The organism is Sphingomonas astragali (assembly GCF_051400615.1).
Taxonomy (GTDB): domain Bacteria; phylum Pseudomonadota; class Alphaproteobacteria; order Sphingomonadales; family Sphingomonadaceae; genus Sphingomonas.
Map to the genome: position 1 here is coordinate 283,057 of NZ_JBLFFH010000002.1, position 25,841 is coordinate 308,897.

28 protein-coding genes are annotated in these 25,841 nt (G+C 68.2%); 12 read left to right on the forward strand and 16 right to left on the reverse strand.

Annotated features, from left to right (window positions below):
- Nucleotides 1-37 precede the first annotated feature (37 nt).
- Both recR and def read left to right on the forward strand, forming a co-directional pair.
- On the forward strand, nt 38-634 hold the full coding sequence (recR, locus tag ACMGER_RS09610) for a recombination mediator RecR (protein WP_436811930.1): 597 nt from the start codon (nt 38-40) through the stop codon (nt 632-634).
- Between the two features lie 55 nt (nt 635-689).
- The gene (def, locus tag ACMGER_RS09615; protein WP_436811931.1) at nt 690-1,217 is read left to right on the forward strand and encodes a peptide deformylase; all 528 of its coding nucleotides are present in this window, start codon (nt 690-692) and stop codon (nt 1,215-1,217) included.
- 131 nt (nt 1,218-1,348) lie between these two features.
- On the opposite strand, the gene ACMGER_RS09620 is transcribed toward def, so the two are convergent.
- A complete protein-coding gene (locus ACMGER_RS09620) occupies nt 1,349-1,825 on the reverse strand; it encodes a hypothetical protein (RefSeq protein ID WP_436811932.1) in 477 nt (158 codons plus the stop codon).
- A gap of 95 nt (nt 1,826-1,920) precedes the next feature.
- On the opposite strand from ACMGER_RS09620, the gene ACMGER_RS09625 reads away from it, so the two are divergent.
- A complete protein-coding gene (locus ACMGER_RS09625; RefSeq protein ID WP_436811933.1) occupies nt 1,921-3,339 on the forward strand; it encodes a DNA recombination protein RmuC in 1,419 nt (472 codons plus the stop codon).
- On the opposite strand, the gene ACMGER_RS09630 is transcribed toward ACMGER_RS09625, so the two are convergent.
- The 8 genes from ACMGER_RS09630 to ACMGER_RS09665 form a co-directional block, all read right to left on the reverse strand.
- On the reverse strand, nt 3,317-4,003 hold the full coding sequence (locus ACMGER_RS09630) for an META domain-containing protein (protein WP_436811934.1): 687 nt from the start codon (nt 4,001-4,003) through the stop codon (nt 3,317-3,319). The genes ACMGER_RS09625 and ACMGER_RS09630 overlap by 23 nt on opposite strands.
- Nucleotides 4,004-4,198: 195 nt before the next feature.
- A complete protein-coding gene (locus ACMGER_RS09635) occupies nt 4,199-4,990 on the reverse strand; it encodes a TrmH family RNA methyltransferase (RefSeq protein WP_436811935.1) in 792 nt (263 codons plus the stop codon).
- A gap of 37 nt (nt 4,991-5,027) precedes the next feature.
- A complete protein-coding gene (locus ACMGER_RS09640) occupies nt 5,028-5,297 on the reverse strand; it encodes an HPr family phosphocarrier protein (RefSeq protein WP_436811936.1) in 270 nt (89 codons plus the stop codon).
- Nucleotides 5,294-5,701, reverse strand: a complete 408-nt coding sequence (locus tag ACMGER_RS09645; protein WP_436811937.1) for a PTS sugar transporter subunit IIA — start codon at nt 5,699-5,701, stop codon at nt 5,294-5,296. Before ACMGER_RS09645 ends, ACMGER_RS09640 begins: the two co-directional genes overlap by 4 nt.
- Before the next feature lie 23 nt (nt 5,702-5,724).
- Complete coding sequence (rapZ, locus tag ACMGER_RS09650; RefSeq protein ID WP_436811938.1) at nt 5,725-6,639, reverse strand: RNase adapter RapZ; 915 nt, start codon at nt 6,637-6,639, stop codon at nt 5,725-5,727.
- Nucleotides 6,636-7,070 (reverse strand): HPr kinase/phosphorylase, encoded by a 435-nt coding sequence (locus tag ACMGER_RS09655; protein ID WP_436811939.1) that lies wholly within the window; start codon nt 7,068-7,070, stop codon nt 6,636-6,638. Before ACMGER_RS09655 ends, rapZ begins: the two co-directional genes overlap by 4 nt.
- Entirely contained in the window at nt 7,067-8,626 is a 1,560-nt protein-coding gene (locus tag ACMGER_RS09660) for a sensor histidine kinase (RefSeq protein ID WP_436811940.1), read from the reverse strand. The genes ACMGER_RS09655 and ACMGER_RS09660 overlap by 4 nt, the downstream gene beginning before the upstream one ends.
- A 20-nt stretch (nt 8,627-8,646) precedes the next feature.
- Nucleotides 8,647-9,354 carry a response regulator gene (locus ACMGER_RS09665; protein WP_436811941.1) on the reverse strand — a complete coding sequence of 236 codons (708 nt, stop codon included), beginning with the start codon at nt 9,352-9,354 and terminating at the stop codon, nt 8,647-8,649.
- 139 nt (nt 9,355-9,493) lie between these two features.
- Between ACMGER_RS09665 and ACMGER_RS09670 the strand changes: the two genes are divergently transcribed.
- Together ACMGER_RS09670 and ACMGER_RS09675 are read left to right on the forward strand one after the other, a co-directional pair.
- The gene (locus tag ACMGER_RS09670) at nt 9,494-11,110 is read left to right on the forward strand and encodes a phosphoenolpyruvate carboxykinase (RefSeq protein ID WP_436811942.1); all 1,617 of its coding nucleotides are present in this window, start codon (nt 9,494-9,496) and stop codon (nt 11,108-11,110) included.
- Between the two features lie 49 nt (nt 11,111-11,159).
- Nucleotides 11,160-11,603: a hypothetical protein gene (locus tag ACMGER_RS09675; RefSeq protein ID WP_436811943.1), complete on the forward strand. Its 444-nt coding sequence runs from the start codon at nt 11,160-11,162 to the stop codon at nt 11,601-11,603.
- On the opposite strand, the gene ACMGER_RS09680 is transcribed toward ACMGER_RS09675, so the two are convergent.
- Nucleotides 11,600-11,992 (reverse strand): DUF3597 domain-containing protein, encoded by a 393-nt coding sequence (locus ACMGER_RS09680; RefSeq protein WP_436811944.1) that lies wholly within the window; start codon nt 11,990-11,992, stop codon nt 11,600-11,602. The two genes, ACMGER_RS09675 and ACMGER_RS09680, sit on opposite strands and share 4 nt — an antisense overlap.
- Before the next feature lie 143 nt (nt 11,993-12,135).
- Between ACMGER_RS09680 and ACMGER_RS09685 the strand changes: the two genes are divergently transcribed.
- On the forward strand, nt 12,136-12,531 hold the full coding sequence (locus ACMGER_RS09685; RefSeq protein ID WP_436811945.1) for a hypothetical protein: 396 nt from the start codon (nt 12,136-12,138) through the stop codon (nt 12,529-12,531).
- A 28-nt stretch (nt 12,532-12,559) separates the two neighbouring features.
- On the opposite strand, the gene ACMGER_RS09690 is transcribed toward ACMGER_RS09685, so the two are convergent.
- Nucleotides 12,560-13,027, reverse strand: a complete 468-nt coding sequence (locus ACMGER_RS09690; protein WP_436811946.1) for an NfeD family protein — start codon at nt 13,025-13,027, stop codon at nt 12,560-12,562.
- A 2-nt stretch (nt 13,028-13,029) separates the two neighbouring features.
- Nucleotides 13,030-14,001: an SPFH domain-containing protein gene (locus tag ACMGER_RS09695; protein ID WP_436811947.1), complete on the reverse strand. Its 972-nt coding sequence runs from the start codon at nt 13,999-14,001 to the stop codon at nt 13,030-13,032.
- A 68-nt stretch (nt 14,002-14,069) separates the two neighbouring features.
- Between ACMGER_RS09695 and ACMGER_RS09700 the strand changes: the two genes are divergently transcribed.
- The 4 genes from ACMGER_RS09700 to ACMGER_RS09715 all read left to right on the forward strand — a co-directional run bounded on the left by ACMGER_RS09700 (nt 14,070) and on the right by ACMGER_RS09715 (nt 18,117).
- The gene (locus tag ACMGER_RS09700; protein ID WP_436811948.1) at nt 14,070-14,879 is read left to right on the forward strand and encodes an HpcH/HpaI aldolase/citrate lyase family protein; all 810 of its coding nucleotides are present in this window, start codon (nt 14,070-14,072) and stop codon (nt 14,877-14,879) included.
- A 74-nt stretch (nt 14,880-14,953) separates the two neighbouring features.
- Nucleotides 14,954-16,411 carry an IMP dehydrogenase gene (gene guaB / locus ACMGER_RS09705; RefSeq protein ID WP_436811949.1) on the forward strand — a complete coding sequence of 486 codons (1,458 nt, stop codon included), beginning with the start codon at nt 14,954-14,956 and terminating at the stop codon, nt 16,409-16,411.
- Between the two features lie 3 nt (nt 16,412-16,414).
- Complete coding sequence (locus ACMGER_RS09710; RefSeq protein ID WP_436811950.1) at nt 16,415-17,575, forward strand: RsmB/NOP family class I SAM-dependent RNA methyltransferase; 1,161 nt, start codon at nt 16,415-16,417, stop codon at nt 17,573-17,575.
- Between the two features lie 32 nt (nt 17,576-17,607).
- Nucleotides 17,608-18,117 (forward strand): tetratricopeptide repeat protein, encoded by a 510-nt coding sequence (locus ACMGER_RS09715; protein ID WP_436811951.1) that lies wholly within the window; start codon nt 17,608-17,610, stop codon nt 18,115-18,117.
- Nucleotides 18,118-18,210: 93 nt separating this feature from the next.
- Here ACMGER_RS09715 and rsmA read toward each other — a convergent pair whose 3' ends face one another.
- The 4 genes from rsmA to ACMGER_RS09735 form a co-directional block, all read right to left on the reverse strand.
- Nucleotides 18,211-19,026 (reverse strand): 16S rRNA (adenine(1518)-N(6)/adenine(1519)-N(6))-dimethyltransferase RsmA, encoded by an 816-nt coding sequence (gene rsmA / locus ACMGER_RS09720; RefSeq protein WP_436811952.1) that lies wholly within the window; start codon nt 19,024-19,026, stop codon nt 18,211-18,213.
- Complete coding sequence (gene pdxA, locus ACMGER_RS09725; protein WP_436811953.1) at nt 19,023-20,027, reverse strand: 4-hydroxythreonine-4-phosphate dehydrogenase PdxA; 1,005 nt, start codon at nt 20,025-20,027, stop codon at nt 19,023-19,025. Before pdxA ends, rsmA begins: the two co-directional genes overlap by 4 nt.
- A gap of 22 nt (nt 20,028-20,049) precedes the next feature.
- On the reverse strand, nt 20,050-21,393 hold the full coding sequence (locus ACMGER_RS09730) for a peptidylprolyl isomerase (RefSeq protein WP_436811954.1): 1,344 nt from the start codon (nt 21,391-21,393) through the stop codon (nt 20,050-20,052).
- Between the two features lie 77 nt (nt 21,394-21,470).
- Nucleotides 21,471-23,711: an LPS-assembly protein LptD gene (locus tag ACMGER_RS09735; RefSeq protein WP_436811955.1), complete on the reverse strand. Its 2,241-nt coding sequence runs from the start codon at nt 23,709-23,711 to the stop codon at nt 21,471-21,473.
- A 164-nt stretch (nt 23,712-23,875) separates the two neighbouring features.
- On the opposite strand from ACMGER_RS09735, the gene ACMGER_RS09740 reads away from it, so the two are divergent.
- Together ACMGER_RS09740 and ACMGER_RS09745 are read left to right on the forward strand one after the other, a co-directional pair.
- Entirely contained in the window at nt 23,876-25,354 is a 1,479-nt protein-coding gene (locus tag ACMGER_RS09740; RefSeq protein ID WP_436811956.1) for a leucyl aminopeptidase, read from the forward strand.
- A complete protein-coding gene (locus ACMGER_RS09745; RefSeq protein ID WP_436811957.1) occupies nt 25,354-25,794 on the forward strand; it encodes a DNA polymerase III subunit chi in 441 nt (146 codons plus the stop codon). The genes ACMGER_RS09740 and ACMGER_RS09745 overlap by 1 nt, the downstream gene beginning before the upstream one ends.
- The last annotated feature ends 47 nt before the right edge of the window (nt 25,795-25,841 follow it).

Consider the following 25,841-nt stretch of genomic DNA (forward strand, 5'->3'; position numbering starts at 1 on the left):
GTGGCGTCGGCGCGCGCAACCCCCTATCTGTTCCCGCATGGCTTCTCCCGAAATCGAGGCGCTGACCAATGCGCTGGCCAGGCTGCCCGGGCTCGGCCCCCGCTCGGCACGGCGGGCGGTGCTGCATCTCATCAAGCGGCGCGAGGTGGCGCTGAGGCCGCTGCTCTCGGCGCTGACCGCCGTGAACGAGCGGCTGTCGACCTGTTCGACCTGCGGCAACGTCGATACCACCGACCCTTGCGCGGTCTGCGCCGATCCGCGGCGGGATGCGCGATCGCTGTGCGTGGTCGAGGAGGTCGCCGATCTCTGGGCGCTGGAACGCTCGCGGCTGTTCCCCGGGCGATTTCATGTGCTCGGCGGACGGCTGTCGGCGCTGGAGGGCGTGCGGCCGGAGGACCTCGCGATCGATGGCCTGATCCGGCGCATCGCGGCGGGCGGCATCGACGAGGTGGTGCTGGCGATGAACGCGACTCTGGAAGGGCAGACCACTGCTCATTACATCGCCGAGCGGATCGAAACCTATCCGGTGCGCGTGACCCAGCTCGCCCACGGTCTGCCGGTGGGCGGCGAGCTCGACTATCTCGATGAGGGCACGCTGGCGCAGGCATTGCGCGCCCGCCGGCCGGTGGCGTAGCCACCTCCTTCAGCGCTCGCTTGACGCTCATGGGCGGGAGGCTTAGCTCGGCCGCATGACGGTAATGACGATCCTCGAGATTCCCCATCCGGGCCTGCGCGACGTGGCCGCGCCGGTCGCGGAGATCACCGACGAGACGCGCGCCCTGATCGACGACATGTTCGAGACGATGTACGACGCGCGCGGCATCGGTCTCGCCGCGACGCAGGTGGGCGTGCTCCAGCGGGTGGTGGTGATCGACCTGCAGGAGCCGGAGGAGCCCGAGGGCGAGCCGGTGCGCGACCCCAGGGCGTTCGTGAACCCCGAGCTCAGCTGGACCAGCGAAGAGACCGCGACCTACAACGAGGGCTGCCTGTCGATCCCCGAGCAATATGCCGAGGTCGAGCGGCCGGCGCGATGCAGGGTGAAATGGTTCGACCGCGATGGCGCTTCCCACGAGGAGGAGTTCGACGGGCTGTTGGCGACCTGCATCCAGCACGAGATCGACCATCTGAACGGAGTGCTGTTCATCGACCACCTCTCGCGGCTCAAGCGCGACATGATCGTGAAGAAGCTGGCGAAGGCGCGCAAGGCGGCCGCGTAGAGCCGATCCTGGCCATGTTCCTGTTTTAGCAGGAGCACGGACTTTCGTGTCGTCCGACAGGCGCTAGAGTCGTTTTCAGCTTCGCTGGAGCGGGCCAGCCCGCTACAGTTTCAACCTCGCTGAAACAGACTCTAGGTGCCGCAGTAGATCAAGCCGATCGGCTGGAAGATCTTCGATTCGACCATCATCGCCTTGGCCGATTCGGCGAAGCGAAGGGTGATCCCCTCCTTGACGGCGGGCGCCTCCGCATAGCAAGTCGCCGCGATGTCATAGCCGCCCGCGACGCGCTCGACGTTATCGAAGTCGCAGGAGACCTCGCCTGCGGTGGCAAGGTGGCGCTGGTCGAATCTCCACGCGCCGGAGCGGCAGAGCTCTGGCTTTGCCGCCCATGTTCCGACATAGCGATACTCCGCATTCGCCGGCGGAAGGCTGGCGCCGGGTCGGGCCGAACTGGAAGCAGTCGGCGTCGTGCGCGGCGGCTCTGCCGGCGGGAGCGGAGGCACCGTCGCGGTGAGAGCGTTGGCAGCCGCGTCGGCCGCGTTGTCACTTGCCGGGGGCGAACACCCTGCGATCAGGCATGACAGCGACAGGACGATAACCGGTCTCATGCCGTCGCAAACTCCGCCGGGCGTGTGACGTTCCGCTTGTCGATCCGGCGGCGGGCAGGTAAGTTCGCTCTCTGTTCCGATTTGCGCGAGATATGATGAGCACCACCGCCGTTCTGTTGATCCCGGTTGCCCTGGCCATCGGCGTGGCGCTCGGCTGGTTTCTCGGCAATCGCGGCGTGGCTCAGGCGCGGGCGGAGCGCGACATGCGCGAGGCCGATTTCAAGGCAGCGATCGCCGACCTAGCCGTCGCCTCCGAGCGGGTGCGCGAGATGCCCGAGCTGCGCGAGGCGCTGGAGATCACCACCCGCGAGCGCGATATCGCCCGGCTCGAACTGATGGAGCTCAAGACCAAGGCGAGCGCCTTCGAGGACCGGCTCGCCGAGTTCAAGGCAGCGCGCGAGGCGATGGTCGGCCAGTTCCGCGAGACCGCGCAGACGATGCTGAGCGAGGCGCAGGCGAATTTCCTCAAGCGCGCGGACGAGCGTTTCGGCCAGGCCGGCGAAGCGAACGAAGCCAAGATCAAGGCCTTGCTGGCGCCGGTTGAGATCACGTTGAAACGATATGAAGAAGGGCTGGCCAAGGTCGAGCGTGACCGGATCGACAGCTATGCCGGCCTGCGCGAAGCAGTGGAGCAGGTGCGCGCCGGGCAAGGCCAGGTGCGCGAGGAGACGGCGCGGCTGGTCAACGCGCTGCGGACCAGCCCCAAGGCGCGCGGGCGCTGGGGCGAGCAGTCGCTGAAGAACGTATTGGAGCAGGCGGGGCTTTCTCCGTTCGTCGATTTCGAGCAGGAAGTGGTGGTTAACAGCGATGACGGCGTGCTGCGGCCCGACGTGATCGTGCGGATGCCGGGCGGGCGGCGGCTGGTGGTCGACGCGAAGTGCTCGCTCAATGCCTTCCTAGATGCGAGCGACGCCATCGACGACGAGACGCGGACGGCAGCGTTGCGCGCCCATGCCGCGTCGGTGCGCAACCATGCCCAGCAGCTCGGTTCCAAGAGCTATTGGGACAAGTTCGGCGACGCCGCCGACTATGTCGTGATGTACATTCCCGGCGAGCACTTCCTGTTTGCCGCGCTCGAGCAGGATCCGCAGCTGTGGGAATGGGCGATCGAGCGCAAGGTGCTGCTGGCGACGCCGACCAACCTGGTCGCGATCGCGCGCACCGTCGCCAACATCTGGCGGCAGGAGAAGCTGGTCGAGGAGGCACGGGCGGTCGACGCGCTCGGCAAGGAGTTGCACGAGCGGCTCGCGGTGGCGGCGACGCATCTGCGGCGTGTTGGAGGCGGGCTCAATTCGGCGGTGGACAACTACAATAAGTTCGTCGCGAGCTTCGAGGGGCGCGTGCTGGTGTCTGCCCGACGTTTCCGCGATCTCAGCGTCGGCACCGGGGCGCGCGAGATCGAAAATGTCGAAACGGTTGACGCGCTTGCCAAGCCGACCGTCGTCGACGTGGCGCTGCTGCCGGCTGCGGAGGAGGAGGAAGGGGAGGAGCCTAACGTTCGCGCCGCAGAGTGATGCTGCCTGCCTCGTTGGCGAGCGCCAGCGTGTCGCGGCCCCAATGTAGCCGCACCGGCGACGTCAGTACGGCGAGAACGTGCGACTCGACCTTCATCGCGTGGCCGGGGCAGGCCATCTGCGTTGCCGTGATCAGGCCGGGTCTCAGGAGTCCGTCGCGTATGAAGCGATAGGTGCCGCCGAAGCCGTTGCAGCCGGCGCGGCCTTCGATACGGTCGGCAGTGAAGCGGATATGGTTGACGCGAGGCTCCAGCCGGACCGGCTGTCCGTCGACTGCGATAATCGACCAGCGCGTGCCGGCGAGATTGCTGTTTTCGGTCACCACCTCGCCGCCGCAGCCGTTCAGCGTGCGGCGACCGATCGTCACGCGCACGGTGTCGGTGTAGCGCCGGTCGCTCATGCTGTCGCTGCATTGGACGTGGGTGATGTCGACCGTCATCGTGCGGGTGCGGTAGAGTTCGCCGTTGATGCCGATGATCGGGCGCGGCTTGCGAACTTTGATGGAACGGCCCTCGATAGGGTGATAGGTGATTGTGGTTCGGTCGATGGTCAGCGACCAGAATGGTTCGGTGCCGGCCGCGCGATAGGCGGTGCCGCGCTCCTCGGCGAGCGCGGACGTGGCGAGCAGCAAGGTTCCGGCGAGCAGCGGCAGCAGAATTCTCATGGCGTCCTTCTCCTCGTCCGTCTCGTTGGCGCAACGATCGTGAACGCGGACTGTCCCCCATATTCATTGCGGGTTCGACGGATCATGACATCCCTACCGTTCGCCTGAGCTTGTCGAAGGGCTGTCTTTCTCCGGCCCGGAAGAGAAGAAGGACAATGCTTCGACAAGCTCAGCCCGAACGGGGCAACGCGTGCGCTAGCGTACCTGCGCCAGCACCTCATAGGCCATGACCGCGGTCGCCACGGCGGCGTTGAGGCTGTCGGCCTTGCCGAGCATCGGGATCTTGACCAACAGGTCGCATTCGGCCGCCATATGGTCGGGCATACCCTGCGCCTCGTTGCCGGTGAGGAGGAAGGTCGGCGCCTGATAGCGCGCCGCGCGATAGTCGTTGCTGGTGTCGAGGCTGAGGCCGACGAGCTGGCCGGGGCCTGAGCGGAGCCAGGCGTGGAACTCCTCCCAGGGGGCGCGGGTGACCGGAACGGTGAACAGCGCACCCATGCTGGCACGCACCGCCTCGACCGAAAAAGGATCGACGCATTCGTCGAGCAGGATCAGCCCGCCCGCCGCGACCGCGTCGCCGGTGCGCAGGATCGTGCCGAGATTGCCGGGGTCACGCAGCCGCTCGGCGACCAGCCAGATCGGGGCGGCGGTACGGTCGAGGGCGTCGAGCGCGGTCGCGAACTCGGGATAGACGCCGATCACCGCACCGGGATTGTCCTTGCCGGAAAGCTTGGAGAGGATGTCGGGCGTAGTCGCGATCGCCTCGCCGCCGGCGGCTTCGGTGGCGGCGATCAGCGATTGGACGAGCGCATGGCCGTCATCGGCGAAGAAGAGATGCTCGGGTAGCCGGCCCGCCTCCCGCGCTTCGGTCAGGATGCGCAGCCCTTCCGCGAGGAATCGGCCTTCCTCGCGCCGGTGCCGCTTGTCGCGCAGGTTACGGACGCGCTTGATGAGGGGATTGGAGAAAGCGGTGATCTCGCGAGGCATTGGCTTTTCTTAACCCTCTCCCAATGGGAGAGGGATTCTAATCCTCCCCGAACCGCTGCTCGACCAGCTCGGCGAGCGCGGCGACAGCGGTTTCGGCGTTCTCGCCAGTGGCGCTGATCGTGATCTCGTCGCCCATCGCCGCGCCCAGCATCATCAGGCCCATGATCGAGGTGCCGGTGACGCTCGATCCGTCCTTCTGGACCAGGATCTCGATCGGCTGGGACGAGGCGAGGGTGACGAACTTGGCGCTGGCGCGCGCATGGAGGCCGCGGCGATTGACGATGCGGACGGTCCGGCTGACCTTCAAGCTGCGGCCTCTCCCAACACCTCGGATGCGACAGAGATGTACTTGCGCCCGGCGTCCCGCGCGGCCGCGACGGCCTCGGCCACCTTCATCGCCTTGCGCGCGCCGCCCAGGCGGATCAGCATCGGCAGGTTGATGCCGGCGATCACCTCGATCCGCCCCGGCACCATCAGCGAGATGGCGAGGTTGGACGGCGTGCCGCCGAACAGGTCGGTGAGCACGATCACCCCGCTGCCGTCGTCGACCTTGGCGATCGCCTTGGCGATGTCGGCGCGGCGTGCCTCCATGTCGTCCTCGGGGCCGATGCAGATCGAAGCGATCGCCGTCTGCTTGCCGATGACGTGCTCCATCGCCGTCACGAACTCCACGGCGAGTCGCCCGTGCGTCACCAGAACGAGGCCGATCATGCGGTCATTGTCTCCGTTCGGTGTCATCCAGGTGCGGGTCGATCTTCAAGCGAGTCCTGCGGCGCGGTTCCGAGATCGCGATGAGTCACCGTGGGCGAAAAACCCGCCTCGCGCAACCTTGCGGCGATCCGCTCGGCGATGTGGACCGAGCGATGTCTTCCCCCCGTACAGCCGATCCCGATCGTGACATAGGATTTGCCCTCGGCCCGATAGCGCGGGAGAAGCAGCAGCAGCAAGTCCTCGATCGCCGGAACGGCGTCGGCATAGGCCGGATCGCCGGCGATATAGTCCGCGACCGGGCGGTCGAGCCCCGTACCGGGGCGCAGCTCCTCCACCCAGTGCGGATTGCGCAGGAAACGCATGTCGAAGACGAGGTCGGCGTTGCGCGGCAGCCCGCGGGCATAGCCGAAGGACATCACCGACAGCACCGGCTCGCCCAGGCCCCGTCCGCCGAAATCGCGGCGGATCATCTGCTGCAGCTCGTTGGTGCCGACGTTGGTGGTGTCGATCACGCGATTCGCCCAACGGCGCAGCGGCGTCAGCAACTCGCGCTCGCGGGCGATGCCGTCGGTCGCCGGACGATCGGTGGCGAGCGGATGGCGCCGCCGCGTCTCCGAATAGCGGCGCTCGAGCTCGGTTCCGGCGCAGTCGAGGAACAAGGTTCCGATCTCGTAATCGCCGGTGTCCCGAAGCCGCTTGATGTTCTGGACGATGCGTTCGCCGTCGAAGCCACGCGTCTGCGCCCCGAAGCCGACCGCGAGCGGGCGGTTGTCATGCTCGCCGGCGGGCAGTGCCGTCGCCAGCAACCGGTCGAGCAGGCGAAGCGGCAGATTGTCGACCGTCTCCCAGCCAAGATCCTCGAGCGTGCGCAGCACCGTTGACTTGCCGGCGCCGGACATGCCGGTGACGAGCAGGATGGCCTTGGGAGTATGGTTCATCGCGGATCGACCCGTTGCTTCAGCGCGAGCTCGACCTTGATCGCCGAGGAGGGCTCGAGCGAGGGCAGGGCGATCTCGCGCAGCTCGACGCCGGCGAAGCGGCGTTTGCGTTCGTCCGGGGGCATCCGCGGCGGCTCCTCCTCGATCGCGACGATCAGGCCGACCGGCACGTCCTCGACATGGTCCATCTCGACGATGCCGATCCCGCGCACCTCCATCTTGCCGGCGAGATTGACGGGCGGTCGGGCGAGCAGGACGCCCCTTCGCCGAACGAGGACGGTGTAATCGTCGCTCACCAGCTTCGCTCCGCGATCGATCAGGCGCAGCGCGAGGTCGGACTTGCCTGCGCCCGACTTGCCTTCGATCAGCACCGCGACGGTGCCGATCGCGACGCAGCTTGCGTGGATGGTTTCGGACGAAAGCTCGGTCATGAGGCAAGCGGCAGGCGCACGACGAAGCGGGCGCCGCTCAACCGATCTTCGCGCGATTCGACCATGATCTGGCCTCCATGCCCTTCGACGATGGTCCGCGCAATCGCGAGGCCGAGTCCGGAATGCTTGCCGAACGCCTCGTCGTGCGGCCGGACCGAATGAAAGCGGCGGAAGATCGATTCGCGTTCGTCCTCCGGCACACCCGGCCCCTCGTCCTCGACCCGGATCTCGAGCTCGCCGTCGTCCTCGCGCGCGGCGATGGTGATCAGGCCGCCGTCGGGAGAGAAGGAGAGGGCGTTGTCGATCAGATTCTCGAACACCCGCTCCAGCCGCGAGCCTTCGCCGAGCACCAGCAGCGGTTCCGATGTCCGACGATCGAAACGGATGCGCACGCGCCGCTCGACTCCGCGCTCGCGGCGCTGGACGAGCAGGGCGTCGATCATCGCGCCGACGTCGACCGGCTCGAACTTGGCGCGACTGAGCTGGGCATCGAGGCGCGAAGCCTCGGAGATGTCGGTGATCAGCCGGTCGAGGCGGTGGACGTCGTCTCGGATCACCGCGATCAGCTGGCCCTGGAGCTCGGGGTCGCGGACGTTGGCGATCCCGTCGACCGCCGAACGCAGCGACGCGAGCGGGTTCTTGAGCTCGTGGGTCACGTCGGCGGCGAAGGCCTCGGTGGCATCGATGCGGTGGCGCAGCGCGCCGCTCATGTCGGACAGCGCACGGGCGAGCAGGCCGATCTCGTCGCGGCGGGAGGGGAGGCGCGGCACCACCACCTCGCGCGCACGCCCCAGCCGCACGCGCACCGCCGCGCGGGCGAGCCGGCGGAGCGGACGCACGATCGTGCGCGCCAGGAACAGCGAGAGCAGGATCGAGACCGCGGAGACGATCGCCAGCACGACGCTGAGGCGGAAGCGTTCGACCCGGACGGTCTGGGTGACATCGCGGGCGTTGCTGACGGTGAAGACGGTGCCCTCGCCATAGCTTGCGGCGGCGGTGATCACCGGCGTGCGGTCGGGCGCGCGCCAGACACTGGCATGGGTGATCGCCGGATCGCGCGCGGCCTGCACGTCGGGCCATTCGAGCCCGCGATCGCCGCGCCGCTCGCGGAACAGCGGCGCGCGCTGGGCGCCGACGACGGTGTCGATCACCGCGTCCAGGAAGCGGGCTGCATCCTGCTGCCATCCTTCCTTGTCGGGGTCGACCAGGACGGCGTTGCGCGATCCCATCTCACGGGTGTCGGCGACGACCTTGCCTCGCGTGTCGTAGAGCCGCACCCGCGCCCCGGTATCGCGCGCGAAGGTGAGCACCAGCTTGTCGCGATGTTCGGGTGGTGCCGCGGCGAGCGCGTCGGCCATCAGCCGCGCCTCACGGCTCGCCTGCGCCAGCCGGCTGTCGAGGATGCGGCTGCGGTAGGAATCGAGGTAGAAGAAGCCGCCGGCGAGCAGCGCCAGCGCGAAGATGTTGACCGCCAGGATGCGCGGCGTGAGCGAAACCCGCGCCGACCATGACAGCGCCAGATCGCGTTCGCCGGGATGGGCCGTTTCGGCCGCCATCACTCCTCGGCGAAGCGCCATCACTCTTCGGCGAAGCGATAGCCCGCGCCGTAGAGCGTCTCGATCGCGTCGAAATCGGGATCGACCTCGCGAAACTTGCGGCGGACGCGCTTGATGTGGCTGTCGATAGTGCGGTCGTCGACGTAGATGTCGTCGTGATAGGCAGCGTCCATCAGCTGGTTGCGCGTCTTCACGATGCCGGGCCGCTGCGCCAGCGTCTCCAGGATCATGAATTCGGTGACGGTGAGCGTGACGGGCTTGCCGTCCCAGAGGACGCGATGGCGGGCCGGGTCCATCGTCAGCCGGCCGCGTTCGAGGGCGGGCGGCGGCTCAGCCTCTCCCTCGCCCGGACTGCCGCCGACCGCCTCGGTGCGGCGCAGGATCGCGCGGATGCGGGCGATCAGCAGACGCTGGCTGAACGGCTTGGCGATATAGTCGTCGGCGCCCATGGCGAGGCCGAGCGCCTCGTCGAGCTCGTCGTCCTTGCTGGTGAGGAAGATCACCGGCACCGCACTCTTCTCGCGCAGGCGCCGCAGCAGCTCGAGCCCGTCCATCCGCGGCATCTTGATGTCGAGCACCGCGAGGTCGGGCGGATTCTCCACCAGCGCCTTCAGGGCGGTCTCCCCGTCCGAATAGACGCGCGTCAGGAACCCTTCGGCCTGGAGAGCGATCGAAACCGAGGTGAGGATGTTGCGATCGTCGTCGACCAGCGCAATGGTTGCCGTCATGGCCGTCAGGGCTAGTCCAAAGTCGCGCACGGCTCAACCGGCAGCGGTTTGACCCGGCGCGGAGCGACCGATATGCGCCGAGACATAAAAGAACAGGAGAAGGCGCTTTCCGAGAGAGGCGCCGTTGAGGAGACTGAAATTGACCGAGCGCACGCCGCGTATCGGACTCGATCGGCTTGGAATCGAGACCGGCGCCACAATTCACTGGAATCTCGTCACCGCCCCGCTCGTCGAGCATTCGCTCCGCCGCGGCGAGGGCCGGCTCGCCAAAGACGGCCCGCTGGTGGTCGCCACCGGCCGGCACACCGGGCGGTCGGCGCAGGACAAGTTCATCGTCCGCGACGCCATGACCCGGGATACCGTCTGGTGGGGCAGGACCAACCAGCCGATGGACCCGGCTGCCTTCGCCAACCTCAAGGCGGATTTCCTCGCGGCGCTGGCGGCGAAGGACACGCTGTTCGTCCAGGATCTGTACGGCGGCTCGCAGCAGGGGCACCGCGTCCACGTCCGCGTGATCAACGAGCTCGCCTGGCACAATCTGTTCATCCGCACGATGCTGGTGCGGCCCGAGGCGAAGGAACTCGCCGGCTTCGAACCCGAATACACGATCATCGACCTGCCGAGCTTCCACGCCGACCCCAAGCGGCACGGCTGCCGCAGCGAGACGGTGATCGCGGTGAGCTTCACCGAAAAGCTGATCCTGATCGGCGGCACCGCCTATGCCGGCGAGATGAAGAAGTCGGTGTTCGGGCTGCTCAACTATCTGCTGCCGGCCGCGGGCATCATGCCGATGCACTGTTCGGCCAATATCGGGCCGGACGGTGACACCGCGGTGTTCTTCGGTCTGTCGGGTACCGGCAAGACCACATTGTCGGCCGATGCCAGCCGGACCCTCATCGGCGACGACGAGCATGGCTGGTCGGACGAGGCGGTCTTCAACTTCGAGGGCGGCTGCTACGCCAAGATGATCCGCCTCTCGCCCGAGGCCGAGCCCGAGATCTACGCGACCACCAAGCGCTTCGGCACCGTGCTCGAGAATGTGGTGATGGACGCGGCGACACGCGAGCTCGACCTCGACGACAACAGCCTCGCCGAGAACAGCCGCGCCGCCTATCCGATCGACTTCATTCCCAATGCTAGCGCGAAGAACCTGGGACCGGTGCCGCGCAACATCGTGTTCCTGACCGCGGACGCCTACGGCGTGCTGCCGCCGATCGCCAGGCTGACACCCGATCAGGCGATGTATCATTTCCTGTCGGGCTACACCGCGCGCGTCGCCGGCACCGAGATCGGCGTGACCGAGCCCGAGGCGACCTTCTCGACCTGTTTCGGCGCGCCGTTCATGCCGCGGCACCCCTCGGTCTACGGCAATCTGCTCAAGGAGCGGATCGCCAGGGGCGGGGTCGATTGCTGGCTGGTCAACACCGGCTGGACCGGCGGCAAGTACGGTGTCGGGCGGCGGATGCCGATCAAGGTGACGCGCGCACTGCTGGGCGCCGCGCTCGACGGGTCGCTGAAGGACGCGGCGTTCCGCCAGGACCCGAACTTCGGCTTTGCGGTGCCGGTGGCGGTGCCGGGCGTCGATCCGGCGATCCTCGATCCGCGCGAGACGTGGGCTGACAAGGCCGACTATGACGCAACCGCCGCGCGGTTGGTCGAGCAGTTCGTCGAGAACTTCGCTCAATTCGCGGATCATGTCGACGAGGCGGTGCTGCAAGCGGCGCCCCAGATCAGCCGGGCGGCCGTCGCCGCCTGACCGGCCCGGTCATCCGATCGGGCCTCCTCTCCAAGAGAGCCCCGAGACGATGACCGAGCTTCCCTTCCGCCCCTTCGCCGACGATGCCGCCGTCCGCCATGTCGGCGAAGGGTTGCTCGCGTGCACGCTGCCGCGCGCCGAATGGACGCACGAGGCGCACCTTGCCGCCTGCTTGTGGCTGCTGACCGAGCGTCCCGACATCGACGTCGATGCCGAGATCGCCGGGATCATCAGTCGCTATAACGAAAGTGTCGGCGGCGTGAACGACGACGGCGAGGGCTATCACGACAGCATCACCCGCGCGTTCGTCGCGGGTGTGCGGCTGTTCCTGCGCGGAACGCATGAACGAGCGCTCGCTGCCAGGGTCAACGCGCTGCTGGCGAGCCCGATGGGACGGCGGGACTGGCCGCTCGGCTTCTATTCTCGTGAGCTGCTGTTCTCGGTTCCGGCGCGACGCGGATTCGTCGCGCCGGACCTGGCGCCACTGCCCTAATCGAGCATGGAGGCGGGAACCTTGCCGCCGTTTGCGGCGAGTTCCTTCATCACGCGCTTGTGCAGCCAGATGTTCATTTCGGCGCTGCCGTTGAGCTCGCCGGTATAGCCCAGCTCCTTGGCGAGCTCCTTGCGCTCGTCGAGGCTCGAATCCATGCCGACCAGCTTCATCAGGTCGACGATCGAGCTCTGCCAGTTGAGGTGCGTGCCTTTCTCGGCCTGCATCTGTGTCAGCACGGCCTCGATATCGACCGCGGCCGGCTGCGGCGCGGGCTGAGGTTGCGGAGCCGCCGCCGTGGCGGCCGGTGCCGCCTGGGGTTGTGGCGCCGGCGCGGGGGCGGCCGCCTTATGTCCCCAAATCGCGTTCTTGATTGCCGAGAAAATGCCCATGAGCTTCCTCCGTTTTTCCCCGCCCATGGCGATAATGACCGGTTTTCATTTCGATTGCACGACGAATCGATGACATCGGGCGCTCGTCGGCAAAGCGTCATGATGCTATTTGTAACGAACCGGGGGATTATGGAGTGACCGCAATGGGAATGCTTGACGGACTGGTTTCTCAGATAAGCCAACATGTCGATGTCGCCGATCTGGCGCAGAAGGTCGGCATCCCGCAGGACGCCGCGGCTGCCGCGATCGGCGCACTGGCGCAGGCGCACACCGATCCGGGTGATACCGTCGAGGTCGCGCAGGGCGCCACCGGCCTGTCGCCGGACATCCTCAACCAGATCATCGGCCATATCGGCGGCGAGGGGTCGCTCGCCAACTATGCCACCATCCTGACGCAGAGTGGCGCGCTCGGCTCGCTGGCCGGCGGCCTGGGCGGACTCATGGGTCAGCAGGGCGACGCGGAGCAGGGTACGGCGGAGCAAGGCGGGATCGGCAACATCCTCGGCCAGCTCGGCGGATTGCTCGGCAACAAGCAGTAAGCGAGGAGGCGGGACCGGCGGCTGTCGCCTATCCCGCCCTGCCCTCGATGGCAGGGACCGGCTCGACGCGCAGCGATGTGCCGTCGGCACCGGTGACGCGCACCCGCGCTCCGGCCGGCGTATCGGGCCCGCGTGCCGGCCATTCGCCGTCGGCGACCTTCACCCGCCCTCGGCCATGCTCGATCGCCTCGGTGACGACCACCGTCTCTCCGATCAACCGCGCCATGCGATCATTGAGCAGCGGATCGGCGGTTTCGACCGGATAGTCGCGGTAGAAGCGCCGCCCGACCAGCACTGCCACCGCCGACCAGGCCGCGAAGCCGATCAGCTGCACGGTGACCGGCATGTCGGGAAAGATGATCGCGAGCACGCCCATGATCGCGGCGGCGGCCGCGAGGAAGATCAGAAACACGCCCGGCGCGACAATCTCGGCGATGGCGAGCACCACCGCCAGGATCAGCCACCAGCCGCCGAGATGATCGAACCAATCGGCCATGTTCAGCCCTGCCGCTCCTCGGACGGGCCTTTGCGCGCGGACGGCGGGATGGGCATCCTGGCCGGAAGCTGGGCCAGCGCGTCCTTGGCGAGCTCGCCGATGCCGCCGAGCGTGCCGATCAGCTGGGTCGCCTCGACCGGGAACAGGATGGTCTTGGCGTTGGGCGAGGTCGCGAACTGGCCGATCGCCTCGACATATTTCTGCGCGATGAAATAGTTGAGCGATTGGCTGCTGCCCGCCTCGATCGCCTCGGACACCAGTTGGGTCGCCTTCGCTTCCGCCTCCGCGGAGCGCTCGCGGGCCTCGGCGTCGCGGAACGCGGCCTCGCGGCGGCCCTCGGCCTCGAGGATCTGCGACTGCTTCTGGCCCTCGGCACGCAGGATCTCGGCGGCGCGCGCGCCCTCGGCGTCGAGGATGTTGGCGCGCTTCTCGCGCTCCGCCTTCATTTGCCGGCCCATCGCGTTGACGATGTCGGCGGGCGGGCGGATGTCCTTGATCTCGACGCGGGTGATCTTGACGCCCCACGGCGTCGTCGCGTGATCGACCACGGAGAGCAGCCGCGCGTTGATCTCGTCGCGCTTCGACAGCGTCTCGTCGAGGTCCATCGACCCCATCACCGTGCGCAGGTTGGTGGTGGTGAGCTGGAGCAGCGCGACATAGAGGTCCGACACCTCATAGGCGGCCTTGGCGGCGTCGAGCACCTGGAAGAACACGACGCCGTCGGTCGAGATCATCGCATTGTCCTTGGTGATGATCTCCTGCCCCGGGATGTCGATCACCTGCTCCATCATGTTCACGCGGCGGCCGACGCGGTAGAAGAAGGCGGGATAGAAGTTGAATCCCGGCGCGGCGACGCTGGTGAAGCGGCCGAAATGCTCGATCGTATATTGATAGCCCTGGCGGACGATCTTGATGCTCGCTGCGAGGTAGAAGACGACCAGCGCCAGGATGAAGGCGGCGGCGGTGAGTTCCATGGCGTCAGGCCCCTGCGCGCCGGCGACTCCCGCTGGCGGCTTCGCCCATGTGCTAGCATAAGCGTGGCATGAGCACATCCCGACGCCTCGCCCCGCGCACAGCGCTCTTCTTGCCCGCCTCCAACCCGCGCGCGATCGCGAAGGCGCGGGAGCTCGCCGTCGACATGGTGATCCTCGACCTCGAGGATGCGGTGAAGCTTGAGGACAAGGGCCACGCGAGGAGAGCCGCGGTCGCGGCGGCGGCGGAGGGTTTCGGGCCCCGGCTGGTCGCGATCCGGGTGAACGGCGGCGACGCGGCCGAGCATGAGACGGACCTCACGGCGGTTGCGGGATCGCTCGCCGATTTCGCTGTGGTGCCGAAGGTCGAGACCGCCGAGGAGGCTGCTCGCATCGCCGCCGCCTCGGCCAAGCCGCTGCTGGCGATGATCGAGACGCCGCTCGGCGTGCTCGCCGCCGCCGACATCGCCGCGGCGCCGGGCGTCGCGGGGCTGATCGCCGGGGTCAACGATCTGCGCGCGACGCTCGGCATCCCGAGCGGCCGGGCCGGCCTCACGCTGGCGCTCCAGACCATCGTCCTCGCCGCGCGGGCGAGCGCAGGCTGGGCGATCGACGGCGTGTTCAACGCGCTCGACGATCCCGAGGGACTTGCCGCCGAATGTCGTGAAGGGCGGGCGATGGGCTTCGACGGCAAGAGCCTGATCCACCCGAACCAGATCGCGATCGCCGCCGAGGCGTTCGGCCCGACGGCGGAGGAGCTGGCCGACGCCCGCGCGCTGATCGAGGCCGCGACCGGCGGGGCCGAGCGCTTCCGCGATCGGATGATCGAGGCGATGCACGTCGAGCAGGCGCGGGCGCTGATCGAGCGGGCGGAGCGCTGAGCCACCCCTAGCGCTTCCGGATGGCTGCGTTTACATGGGCCGCCAACCTTCGATTCGACAGGATTTGGCGCCCCATGGACATCCCCCTCGGTCTGACCTTCGACGATGTCCTGCTGCTGCCCGCCGAATCCGAAGTGCTGCCGAGCCAGGCCGACACCCGCACCCGGGTCAGTCGCAGCCTGAGCCTCAACATCCCGGTCCTCTCCTCGGCGATGGACACGGTGACCGAGGGCGCGATGGCGATCGTGATGGCGCAGCTGGGTGGTATCGGCGTGCTCCACCGCAACCTGTCGATCGAGGAGCAGGTCGCCGCGGTCACGGCGGTCAAGCGCTTCGAGAGCGGGATGGTCGTCAATCCGATCACGATCCGGCCGGATGCGCCCTTGAGCGAGGCGCAGGCGCTCATGGAGCGCCATCGCATCAGCGGCATCCCGGTGACCGAGCCCGGCGGGAAGCTGGTCGGCATTCTCACCAACCGCGACGTGCGTTTCGCCGGCAATCCGGGCCAGCCGGTGCGCGAGCTGATGACGCGCGACAATCTCGCCACGGTGCGCGAGGGCGTCAGCCAGGACGAGGCGCGGCGCCTGCTCCACCAGCGCCGCATCGAGAAGCTGCTGGTGGTCGACGACGACTATCGCTGCATCGGCCTCATCACCGTCAAGGACATCGAGAAAGCGGTGCTCTATCCCGAGGCGACCAAGGACGAGGCCGGGCGGCTGTGCGTCGCCGCGGCGACCACGGTCGGTGACAAGGGTTTCGAACGCACCGAGGCGCTGATCGCCGCCGAGGTCGACCTGATCGTGATCGACACCGCGCATGGGCATAACCGCGACGTCGCGCGCGCGGTCGAGCGGGTGAAGGCGCGCTCGAACCGGGTGCAGGTGGTCGCCGGGAACGTCGCCACCGGCGAGGCGACGCGCGCGCTGATCGATGCAGGGGCGGACGGGGTAAAGGTGGGCATCGGACCCGGCTCGATCTGCACCACGCGCGTGGTGGCCGGCGTCGGCGTGCCGCAGCTCACCGCGGTGATGAACGCCGCCGAGGAAGCGGCCAAGTCGGACGTGCCGGTGATCGCCGACGGCGGCATCCGCACCTCGGGCGACATCGCCAAGGCTTTGGCGGCAGGCGCATCGAGCGTGATGATCGGATCGCTGCTCGCCGGCACCGAAGAGGCGCCGGGCGAGACCTTCCTCTACCAGGGGCGCGCCTATAAGTCGTACCGCGGCATGGGCTCGGTCGGCGCGATGGCGCGAGGATCGGCCGACCGGTATTTCCAGCAGGACATCAAGGACCAGCTCAAGCTGGTGCCCGAAGGCATCGAGGGTCAGGTGCCGTTCAAGGGACCGGCGCGCGACGTCATCCACCAGCTCGTCGGCGGCGTGAAGGCGGCGATGGGCTATACCGGCTCGCATACGATCGCCGAGCTACAGCAGCGCGCGAAGTTCGTTCGCATCACCAACGCCGGCCTGCGAGAGAGCCATGTCCACGACGTCGCCATCACGCGCGAGGCGCCCAATTATCCGACTCGGTGAGTTATGACTCCCGCCGCGCGTACCCAGGCGGCGATCGAGCTGCTCGACCTCATCATCGCCGCAGCGCGTGATGCGGGGGCGGCGGCGGACACGCTGGTCGCGCGCTATTTCGCCGAGCGGCGCTATGCCGGTTCCAAGGACCGGCGGGCGGTGCGCGAGCTGGTCTATGATGCGATCCGCCTCGCCGGCGAGCGGCCGGAAAGCGGACGGGCGGCGATGCTGCTGCTCGCCGGCCGCAATCCCGACGTCGCGGCCATGTTCGACGGTTCCAGGCATGGGCCGGCGCCGATCGCGTCGGGCGAAGCCGTTGCGGAGCCCGGGGTCGCGCCGCACTGGCTGGAGATCGTGCTGGAGCAATCCGGCATTCCGGAAGAGGAGCGCGCGGCGCTGGTCGCGCGTGCGCCGCTCGACGTCCGGATCAATCGCCTGCGGGCGCCTGCGGACCTTCCTGCCGGCGATGCAATCCCGGGATTGCCGGATGGGCTGAGGCTGGCAGCGGGCACGAACGTCGATGCCTCTGTCGGCGCAGTCGAGGTGCAGGATGCGGGAAGCCAGTTCGTCACGCTGGCGGCCCAGGCCCGGCCGGGGATGACGGTGGTCGATCTCTGCGCCGGCGGCGGCGGCAAGACGCTGGCGCTCGCATCGGCAATGGAGAACCAGGGACGGATTATCGCCTGCGACGTCGACCGGTCGCGCCTGTCCAAGTTACCACCGCGGGCGGAGCGGGCCGGGGTGACGATCGCCGAGATGCGCCTGCTCGATCCGGGGCGGGAAGTGGCGATGCTCGCCGATCTCCTCGACGGCACGGACGCGGTGCTGGTCGATGCGCCCTGCACGGGGACCGGCACCTGGCGGCGCAACCCCGAGGCGCGCTGGCGGCTGACTCCGGCGCGGATCGAGCGGCGCGTCGCGACGCAGGCGCATGTGCTCGATGTCGGCGCGGCGCTGGTGCGGCCGGGCGGAACGCTCACCTATGTCGTCTGCTCGCTGCTCGACGCCGAGGGCGCGGGGCAGGTTGAGGCTTTCCTCGCCCGTCACCCCGGCTGGACGACGGAACCGTTCTCGTTGCCTGTCGGTCGTCCGCGCGGTCCGGGCCTCCGACTCACCCCGCACCACGATGGAACCGACGGCTTTTTTGTCGCGCGGCTGATTCGCCCGTGCTAGCCTTTCGGCAAATGCCCCTCTGGGAGTCCGTCATGCGTTACACCTCGGTTGCGGCCGCGCTTGGCCTCACCCTGCTCACCGTCTCGACCGCGCTGCATGGCCAGCGGCCCGACGATCAGATCGATCCACGCTCGATGACGCTGCTCGAAAAGGGCAGGGCGGCGCGCGCGGCGGGCAATCTCCAGGGCGCGACCGATCTGATCGAGACGGCGCTCGCGGTCGATCCGCGCAACCGTCAGGGTTTCATCGTGCTTGCCGAGATCGCGCGGACGCAGAAGCTCGACGGCAAGGCGATCCGCCTCTACCGCGAGGCGCTGCTGCTCGAACCCAACGATGTCGCGGCGCTGCGTGGTCAGGGTGAGGCGCTGGTCGCCAAGGGAGCGGTCGAGCGGGCAAAGGAGAATCTCGCGAAGATCCGCAAGCTGTGCGCCAAGAGCGCCTGTCCGGACGCGACGACGCTTGCCGCCTCGATCGCCAAGGGGCCCCCGGTGACGGCAGCGCAGACGACGCCGGTCAAGCCGAACACGGTCGCGAAGAACTGAAGCCCCATTCCCTCATCCCGGCAGAAGCCGGGATCTCGTGCCGTATCGCGCCTTCGCCTGAGATCCCGGCGAAGGCCGGGATGACGGAATGGATTAACTCAGCGCGCGCGCCAGCGCCACGAATTCGTCGACGCTGACGGTCTCGGCGCGGCGGGTGGGATCGATGCCGAGCCGATCGAGCGTCTCCAGTGCGCCGGACACGCTGCGCAGGCTCTGGCGCAGCATCTTGCGTCGCTGGCCGAAGGCCGCGCCGGTCAGGGCCTCCAGCTTGCCGAGCTCGACACCCTCCGGCGCCTCGCGCGGCGTGATATGGACCACCGCCGACATCACCTTCGGCGGCGGCGTGAAGGCGGAGCGGTGGACCGGCATCGCGATCCGCGCGGTCGAGCGCCACTGCGCCAGCACGGCAAGGCGGCCGTAGGCATCGTCGCCGGACCTGGCGACGATACGGTCGGCGACCTCTTTCTGGAACATCAGCGTCAGGCTCCGCCACCATGGCAGCCAACTGGCCGACAGCCAGCCGACCAGCAGCGCGGTGCCGACGTTGTAGGGCAGGTTGGCGACGATGTGGGGCTTGCCCGCGAACAGCGCGGGCGCCTCGATCTCCAGCGCGTCGCCTTCGATCACCTTGAGCTTGCCCGGATAGGCGTCGGAAAGCTCGGCGAGCGCCGGGAGGCACCGGCGGTCGCGCTCGATCGCCGTCACCCCTGCGCCGGCGGCGAGCAGCGCGCGGGTGAGGCCGCCGGGACCCGGGCCGATCTCCAGCACCTCCTGTCCATCAAGATCGCCCGGCACCGCGGCGATGCGCGCGAGGAGCTGGCCATCGAACAGGAAGTTTTGGCCGAGTGCCTTGCTGGCGCTGAGGCCGTAGCGCGCCACGACCTCACGAAGAGGGGGGAGGGCGCTCAAGTCGGCTGGTGCTGGGCGGCGCGGCGCGCGGCCGCCTCGGCGGCGAGGCCGATCGCGGCGGTCATCGCACCCGGCTCGGCGATGTTCTGGCCGGCGATGCCGAAGGCGGTGCCGTGATCGGGCGAGGTGCGCACGATCGGCAGGCCCAGCGTCATGTTGACGCCTTCGTCGAAATGCAGCGCCTTGAGCGGGATCAGCGCCTGATCATGGTAGCAGCAGAGTGCCGCGTCATAGCCGGCACGCGCGCGGGCGTGGAACATGCTGTCGGCGGCGAAGGGGCCGACGGCGTCGATGCCCTCTTCGATCAGACGCGCGATCGCGGGTTCGATCAGCTCGATCTCCTCCCGCCCGATCGCGCCGCCTTCGCCCGCGTGCGGGTTGACGCCGGCGAAGGCGAGGCGCGGGCGCTCGATCCCGAAATTGCGGGAGAGGCCGCGTGCGGTCGCCTGGGCCTTGGCGACGATCAGCTCGATCGAGAGGTGGTTCGTCACCTCGGCGAGCGGGATATGGGTGGTGATCGGCACCACGCGCAGCGTCGGCCCGGCGAGCATCATCACCGCATTCTGCTTGGCGATGCCGCAGCGTTCGGCGACGAACTCGGTCTGGCCGGGGTGGGTGAAGCCGATGCGATAGAGCTGCGCCTTGGAGACGGGACCCGTCACCAGCCCACTCGCCGCGCCCGAGCGGGTGAGGCCGACCGCCAGCTCGAGCGATTCGAGCGCGCAGCGGGCCGAGTCGAGATCGGGCCGGCCGGGTGTGATCTCGCCTGCATCGGCGACCGAGATCACCGGCAGCGCCTCGTCGAACACCGCCGCCGCGTCCGTCGGCGAGTCGATCCTGCGGACCGGTCCCGACCATATCGCTTCGATCGCGCGCACGTCGCCCACGGCGAAGAACGGCGGCAGCCGGTGCGGCTCGCGCGCCGCCCAGGCCTTGGCGATGATCTCCGGTCCCACCCCGGCCGGATCGCCCATCGAGACGGCGAGCGGAGCGACGCGCATCGAGGGCTCCGCGTTCATGCCGTCACCGATACTCGACGACAGCGTCGCGCCTCAGGTCGCGCAACATGCGCTGGGCGCGCAGATTGACGCGCTGCTCCTCGAGCTGGGCCTGCACCTGCTCGGGATCGGGCATGGCAGCGGTCTGGGGGTCGTCGCGGCCGCACAGCACCAGCGTGCGCACGCCGTCCTGCGGCGAACCGAACGGCGGCGTCGCCTGGCCGACCTGGAGCTTCAGCAGGATGTCCTGGAGCTGCGGCGGCAGCTGGCGGATGGTGACCGAGTCGTTGTCGACCACCTCGGCGCCGATGTCGGCCGCCACCTTGGTCACGTCGCCGCAACCCCGGATCCCCTGGATGGCGGCGGCGAAGGCCGAGGTGCGTTGGGTTGCCTGCGCCTCGGTGGTGCCGGCCGGGAACTTGATCGAAAGCTGGCGGAGGTTCAGCCGCGCGTCGCGCGGATCGGGCATTCCGATCTTCCGCTTGTCGACGAGGTAGAGGATCGAGAAGCCGCCCGGCACCTCGATCGGTCCTGCAATCTGACCGATGTCCAGCTGGGTGGCGGCTGCCTGCAGCGAATCCGGCAGGGTCGCGAGTCGGATCCAGCCGAGATCACCCTGCTTGGCGCGCGTCGAGGCCTCCGAGAAGTTCGCCGCGAAATATTCGAACGGCGCGCCCTGGCGCATCTGCTGGATCATCTTCTGGCCGTTGGCGAAGACCTCCTGCTGCCGCTCGGGCGTGGTGGACAGATAGATTTCCTTGAGGTGATATTCCTCGACGCCCTGCGACGCCTTGAGGCGGTCGAGGATCGATTTCACCTCTTCGTCGCCGACGTTGATGAACGGCGCGACGCGGCTGCGCAGCAGGCGGTTCCAGGCGAGCTCGCCCTCGATCTGGCGGCGGAGCGAGCGGTCGGACGAGCCGACCGACCTGAGGTAGGCGGCGAACTGGGTCGGGGTCTGCTTGAAGTTGCGCGCGACGCGGGCGAGGCTCTGATCGATCTCGGCCGGCGTGACGGTGATCTCGCGCGACTTGGCCTCCTGGATCTGGAGCGTCTCGTCGATGAGGCCGCGCAGCACTTGCAGCTTCAGCCGATCGAGCTCCTCGGGGCTGGGCTTGTACTGGTTGAGCGCCAGGATCATCGCCACGCGCTGATCGACGTCGGTACCGGTGATCACCGTATCATTGACGATCGCGGTCGGCTTGCGGACGTTGGGGTCCACCTTGCCGAAGATCTGGAGGTTCGACGGCAGGTCGAGTCCGGTGCTCGGCGTCTCCTGATTGTCGTCCGGCACCGTCTGCGCCGCGAGCGCCCCCGCCGCGGCGAGGGTCGCGGCGATCGCCGCCGTCTTCAGAACAATGATCTTCACCAACTGCTGCTTTCCCGTAAGTCCAATAGGCGCACGTCGCGACGCTGCCTAAAATCAGATTGAGGCTGAACCGAGGCTTAGCGGCCCAGGTTCTTGAACGATAGGGTCAACAGGTAGCTGTTGCCGCGCCGCGCGTCGCCGGTGTTCTGATAATCGCGCTTCCATGTCAGGCCAAGTTTGAGACAATCGTCCTCATAGGCGAAGCCGAGGCGGTGGCGCACAGGCTCGAAGCCGTCGGACAGGGAGGTAGGATCTTCGGCGCGGTCGGTGAGGTCGACCGTCGCCGATCCGAATACCGACCAGAATCTCTGGAACTTCACGCGCCCGCCGACCCGCGCCTCTTCGCGATCCTGCAGATCCTCAAGCGTGTCGATGTTGCGGTTGAGGCGCAGATAACCGAGCAGCACATAAGTCTGGCGACCGCCGATCGTCGCGTCGATCTCGTTGCGCCGCACCGCGAAGTTGTCCTTGTCGAGACGGTAGCGGTGGGTGAGGCTGACGAAGTCGCGATAGCGGAGCGTCGTCCGGCCGACGATGTCGGAGAAGCGGTCGGACAGGCCGGTCCCGTCGGGCAGGATCGAGGGTCGCTGGCTCAGGCGGTAGCTCTGGCCGACGTTGGCGTCCAGCGCGAAGCCGGGAAGGTCGAGCGCATAGTCGAGCCCATAGGTGAAGCGCGTCGAATCCTCGAACCGGTCGTAACCGGGGAAGCGGTTGAGCGCGAACAGGTTCGAATCCTCGAGGTCGACCGCGCGGGCGTCCTCGTTGGGGATCGAGAGATTGGCGAGCTTGGGCGCGACCACCATCTGGATGCGCGGCGTGATCCGCTGGGTGCCGCCGAACGCGCTGCCGATGAACGGCCATTGCACGTCGACCGCCAGCGCGCCGATCGCGCGGGTCGAGAAGCCTTCGTCGCCGCGGTAGTTCTCCACCGCGGTCGAGAGCACGTCGCGCGTGTTGTAGACGTCGCCGCGGGCATAGGCGGTGAAGGTCACCTGCTGGCCCCAGTCGGTGACGCGCCTCAAGTCCCAGCGCATCGAGGCGAAGGCGCGCTGGGTGTCCTGGCCCTCGCTGCGGCTGAGGGCGAGGCTGTTGAGCTGGAGCTCGAAGCGGCCGCCGACGAGGCCGTCGTCAAAGCGGCGGCGATAGTCGATCTCGGGCAGGGCGATCGGCTGCATCCCCTGGTCGCCGGTGAGGCGCAGCGTCTGCACCGACCAGCCGGTGATCGCGAAATAGCTATCCGCATCGATCCGCTCGACACGCACGGTGCTGCGCAGCCGGTCGTCGCGCGAAATGTCGTAGCGGCGCAGGAAGGTGCGGTCGGTGGCGAGGCGGATCGACTCGCTGATGCTCCATTCGGGCGAGAGCTGATAACGGCCGGCGCTGTCGATATAGCCGCGGAAAGCGTTCTCGCTGCTGAGCGTCGTACCGCCCGAAGCGAGATCGTCGCTGCGCCGGCTGTAGGTGGCGTAGCCGCCGATGCGGAAGGCGCCGAGCGAATCGAGCTGGCGATATTCGGCCTGCATCAGCGGCAGCGCATCGGTGAAGACGTGCGGCGTGATCGTGAGATCGCGGCTGTCGCTGAAGTTGAAATAATAGGGGACGGCGATCTCGAGCCCGTTCACCCGATCAAGCCGGATGTCGGGCGTCAGGAAGCCGTCGTCGCTCTTGCCGCCGATCGGATGCGAGAAGGTCGGCAGCGGGATCACCGGCAGGCCGAACAGCGAGAGCTTGGCGCCCTTGTACTTGATGCGGCCAAGCGCGGGATCGTAGACGACGCGCACCGCGCTGATCTTCCACGACGGCTCCTTGGGGCAGCCGTTGGAAGCGACGACGTCGCAGGGGCTGTAGGCGGCCTGGTCGACGATGATGACGCCGCCGGCATCGCGGACGCCGCGGCGGGCGGCGATGCGGCCGCCCTGGTCGAGCACGACCAGCATGTTCTCGATCACGCCGTCCTTCAGCGTGTCGGTCAGCTCGATATGGTCGCCATAGGCGACATCGCCTTCGGGATTGGTCGCGGCGATGTTGCCGGTGGCGACGACCTGGCCGGACTTGCGGTTCCACACCACCTTGTCCGCGCGCAGCCGATTGCCCTCGCGGTAGAGGCGCACGTCGCCGGTCGCCGTCACCGTATCGGTATTGTTGTCATATTCGAGCGTGTCGGCGCTGAACTGGATCTGCTCGGGATCGGCCGGCGCCGGCGTTTCCGGAGGAGGCGCCGGCTGCACGGGGCGATCCTGCAGCTCCTGCGCGGTCGCCGGCAAGGCGAGAAGCGACAGGCCGAAAGCGCCGGACAACAACAGGGCGGTTCGGGTCACTTGACTAGGCGTCTCCACAACGGCCGGCGAACGGCCGGCGGCCGGCCCTATCGCAGGCCGTGGGCCATCGCAACGTCGGTCCGGCTTGCCCTCTTGGCGCATCGCCCTAAGAGAGCACAAGCTTTCCCCGCCGTATATGGCTCCAGCTGCTCATGGGACCTCAGATGAAGATTCACCTGCTCAACTCGCTGCCCGTCGATGTTTCGGTTCTGGCGCTGCCAGTCGCGAAGGACGGGCTGGGGCAGGCGAAGCTCGACATGCTCGACGATGCGGCGCGCCGGCTGGTGACAGAGGCGGCGGGCGCGGCCCGCTTCGACGGTGAAACGGGCGCGATCGGCGAGTTCTTCGTGCCCGGCGGCGGCGGCGTCCGCCGCGTCGCCCTGATCGGCATCGGCGCCGGCAACGAGCCCGACTGGGAGAAGGCGGGCGGCGCGCTCACCGCACGCTTCCTGGTCGGCGGCGTCACCCAGGTCGCGGTCGATTTCGCCAGCCTCGAATCAGCGCCGACCGCCAAGGCCGCGGCGCGCTTCGCGGCAGCGGTGGCGCAGCGCGGATGGCGCCACGACGTCTACCGCACCAAGCTCTCCGACAAGCAGCGCCCGACCCTGACCGAAGTGGCGCTGGTCCACGCGCCCGACGGCACCGATGCCGCCTGGAGCGCGCAGGATGCAGTGACCGAGGGCCTCGCCCTGACCCGCGCGCTGGTCACCGAGCCCGCCAACATCGTCTATCCGGAGAGCTTCGTCGCGCGCGTGCTCGCCTCGATCGACGGGCTGGGGCTGGAGATCACCGTGTTGGGCGAGGCCGAGATGACCGAGCTCGGCATGGGCGCGCTGCTCGGCGTCAGCCAAGGTTCGGTGCGTGAGGCGCGGGTGCTGGCGCTCAAGTGGAGCGGGGCGGGTGCAGGCGATCCGGCGCTGGCGCTGGTCGGCAAGGGCGTGACCTTCGACACCGGCGGCATCTCATTGAAGCCGGGCGCCGGCATGGAGGACATGAAGTGGGATATGGGCGGCGCGGGCGCCGTCGTCGGCACGATGAAGGCGCTGGCGCTGCGCAAGGCCAAGGCCAACGTCATCGGCGTGTGCGGCCTGGTCGAGAACATGCCCGACGGCAATGCCCAGCGTCCGGGCGACGTCGTCACCTCGATGTCCGGGCAGACGATCGAGGTGATCAACACCGACGCCGAGGGACGGCTGGTGCTGTGCGACGTGATCACCTGGGTGCAGAAGGTGCACAAGCCGGGGACGATCGTCGATCTCGCCACGCTCACCGGCGCGATGATCATCAGCCTGGGCAACGAACATGCCGGGCTGTTCGCCAACGACGATGCCCTCGCCGACCAGCTCCTCGCGGCGGGCAAGGCGAGCGGCGACCTGTTGTGGCGCCTCCCGCTGGGCGAGGCCTACAACAAGCTGATCGACAGCCCGATCGCCGACATGAAGAACGTCGGCCCGCGCGGTGCCGGGTCGATCACCGCGGCGCAGTTCATCCAGCGCTTCGTCGACGAGGGCGTCAAATGGGCGCATCTCGACATCGCCGGCATGGTGTGGGCGGACAAAGCGGGCACCACCTTCGACAAGGGCGCGACGGGATTCGGCGTCCGGCTGCTCGATCGGTTCGTGCGCGACAATTTCGAGGGTTGATGCAAGTCGATTTCTACCACCTGACCATCGCGCCGCTGGAGCGGGTGCTCCCGCGCATCGCCGAGCGGGTGGTGGAAGGCGGCGGGCGGCTGCTGATCGTGGCGGAAGGGGAGGCGCAGCGCGCCGGGCTCGACCGGCTGCTTTGGACCTACTCGCCCGAAAGCTTCCTGCCTCATGCTCAGGCCGGCAACGGAGACGAGAGCGCGCAGCCGGTCCTGATCGCCGCCGCCGCCGAGGCGGGAAATGGTGCGCGCAACGTCGCGCTGGCGGACGGGATATGGCGGGAGGAGGCGCTCGGCTTCGACCGGACGTTCCATTTCTTCGATGCCGACAGCGTCGCGGCGGCGCGGCTGGCGTGGAAGGAGCTCGCCGGCCGCGAGGGAGTCGAGCGGCGCTACTGGAAGCAGGACGAGAACGGCCGCTGGCAGCAGGCGGCGTGAACTTGCATTCCTTCGGTTAGCGTCGCTTCCCAACGCAATCGTCATTC

Excerpts from the sequence above, each read along its gene's own strand:
- recR (WP_436811930.1), top strand. The coding sequence starts at position 38 with ATGGCTTCTCCCGAAATCGAGGCGCTGACCAATGCGCTGGCCAGGCTG.
- def (WP_436811931.1), top strand. The coding sequence starts at position 690 with ATGACGGTAATGACGATCCTCGAGATTCCCCATCCGGGCCTGCGCGAC.
- ACMGER_RS09620 (WP_436811932.1), bottom strand. The coding sequence starts at position 1,825 with ATGAGACCGGTTATCGTCCTGTCGCTGTCATGCCTGATCGCAGGGTGT.
- ACMGER_RS09625 (WP_436811933.1), top strand. The coding sequence starts at position 1,921 with ATGAGCACCACCGCCGTTCTGTTGATCCCGGTTGCCCTGGCCATCGGC.
- ACMGER_RS09630 (WP_436811934.1), bottom strand. The coding sequence starts at position 4,003 with ATGAGAATTCTGCTGCCGCTGCTCGCCGGAACCTTGCTGCTCGCCACG.
- ACMGER_RS09635 (WP_436811935.1), bottom strand. The coding sequence starts at position 4,990 with ATGCCTCGCGAGATCACCGCTTTCTCCAATCCCCTCATCAAGCGCGTC.
- ACMGER_RS09645 (WP_436811937.1), bottom strand. The coding sequence starts at position 5,701 with ATGATCGGCCTCGTTCTGGTGACGCACGGGCGACTCGCCGTGGAGTTC.
- rapZ (WP_436811938.1), bottom strand. The coding sequence starts at position 6,639 with ATGAACCATACTCCCAAGGCCATCCTGCTCGTCACCGGCATGTCCGGC.
- ACMGER_RS09655 (WP_436811939.1), bottom strand. The coding sequence starts at position 7,070 with ATGACCGAGCTTTCGTCCGAAACCATCCACGCAAGCTGCGTCGCGATC.
- ACMGER_RS09660 (WP_436811940.1), bottom strand. The coding sequence starts at position 8,626 with ATGGCGGCCGAAACGGCCCATCCCGGCGAACGCGATCTGGCGCTGTCA.
- ACMGER_RS09665 (WP_436811941.1), bottom strand. The coding sequence starts at position 9,354 with ATGACGGCAACCATTGCGCTGGTCGACGACGATCGCAACATCCTCACC.
- ACMGER_RS09675 (WP_436811943.1), top strand. The coding sequence starts at position 11,160 with ATGACCGAGCTTCCCTTCCGCCCCTTCGCCGACGATGCCGCCGTCCGC.
- ACMGER_RS09680 (WP_436811944.1), bottom strand. The coding sequence starts at position 11,992 with ATGGGCATTTTCTCGGCAATCAAGAACGCGATTTGGGGACATAAGGCG.
- ACMGER_RS09685 (WP_436811945.1), top strand. The coding sequence starts at position 12,136 with ATGGGAATGCTTGACGGACTGGTTTCTCAGATAAGCCAACATGTCGAT.
- ACMGER_RS09690 (WP_436811946.1), bottom strand. The coding sequence starts at position 13,027 with ATGGCCGATTGGTTCGATCATCTCGGCGGCTGGTGGCTGATCCTGGCG.
- ACMGER_RS09695 (WP_436811947.1), bottom strand. The coding sequence starts at position 14,001 with ATGGAACTCACCGCCGCCGCCTTCATCCTGGCGCTGGTCGTCTTCTAC.
- ACMGER_RS09700 (WP_436811948.1), top strand. The coding sequence starts at position 14,070 with ATGAGCACATCCCGACGCCTCGCCCCGCGCACAGCGCTCTTCTTGCCC.
- guaB (WP_436811949.1), top strand. The coding sequence starts at position 14,954 with ATGGACATCCCCCTCGGTCTGACCTTCGACGATGTCCTGCTGCTGCCC.
- ACMGER_RS09710 (WP_436811950.1), top strand. The coding sequence starts at position 16,415 with ATGACTCCCGCCGCGCGTACCCAGGCGGCGATCGAGCTGCTCGACCTC.
- ACMGER_RS09715 (WP_436811951.1), top strand. The coding sequence starts at position 17,608 with ATGCGTTACACCTCGGTTGCGGCCGCGCTTGGCCTCACCCTGCTCACC.
- pdxA (WP_436811953.1), bottom strand. The coding sequence starts at position 20,027 with ATGCGCGTCGCTCCGCTCGCCGTCTCGATGGGCGATCCGGCCGGGGTG.
- ACMGER_RS09740 (WP_436811956.1), top strand. The coding sequence starts at position 23,876 with ATGAAGATTCACCTGCTCAACTCGCTGCCCGTCGATGTTTCGGTTCTG.
- ACMGER_RS09745 (WP_436811957.1), top strand. The coding sequence starts at position 25,354 with ATGCAAGTCGATTTCTACCACCTGACCATCGCGCCGCTGGAGCGGGTG.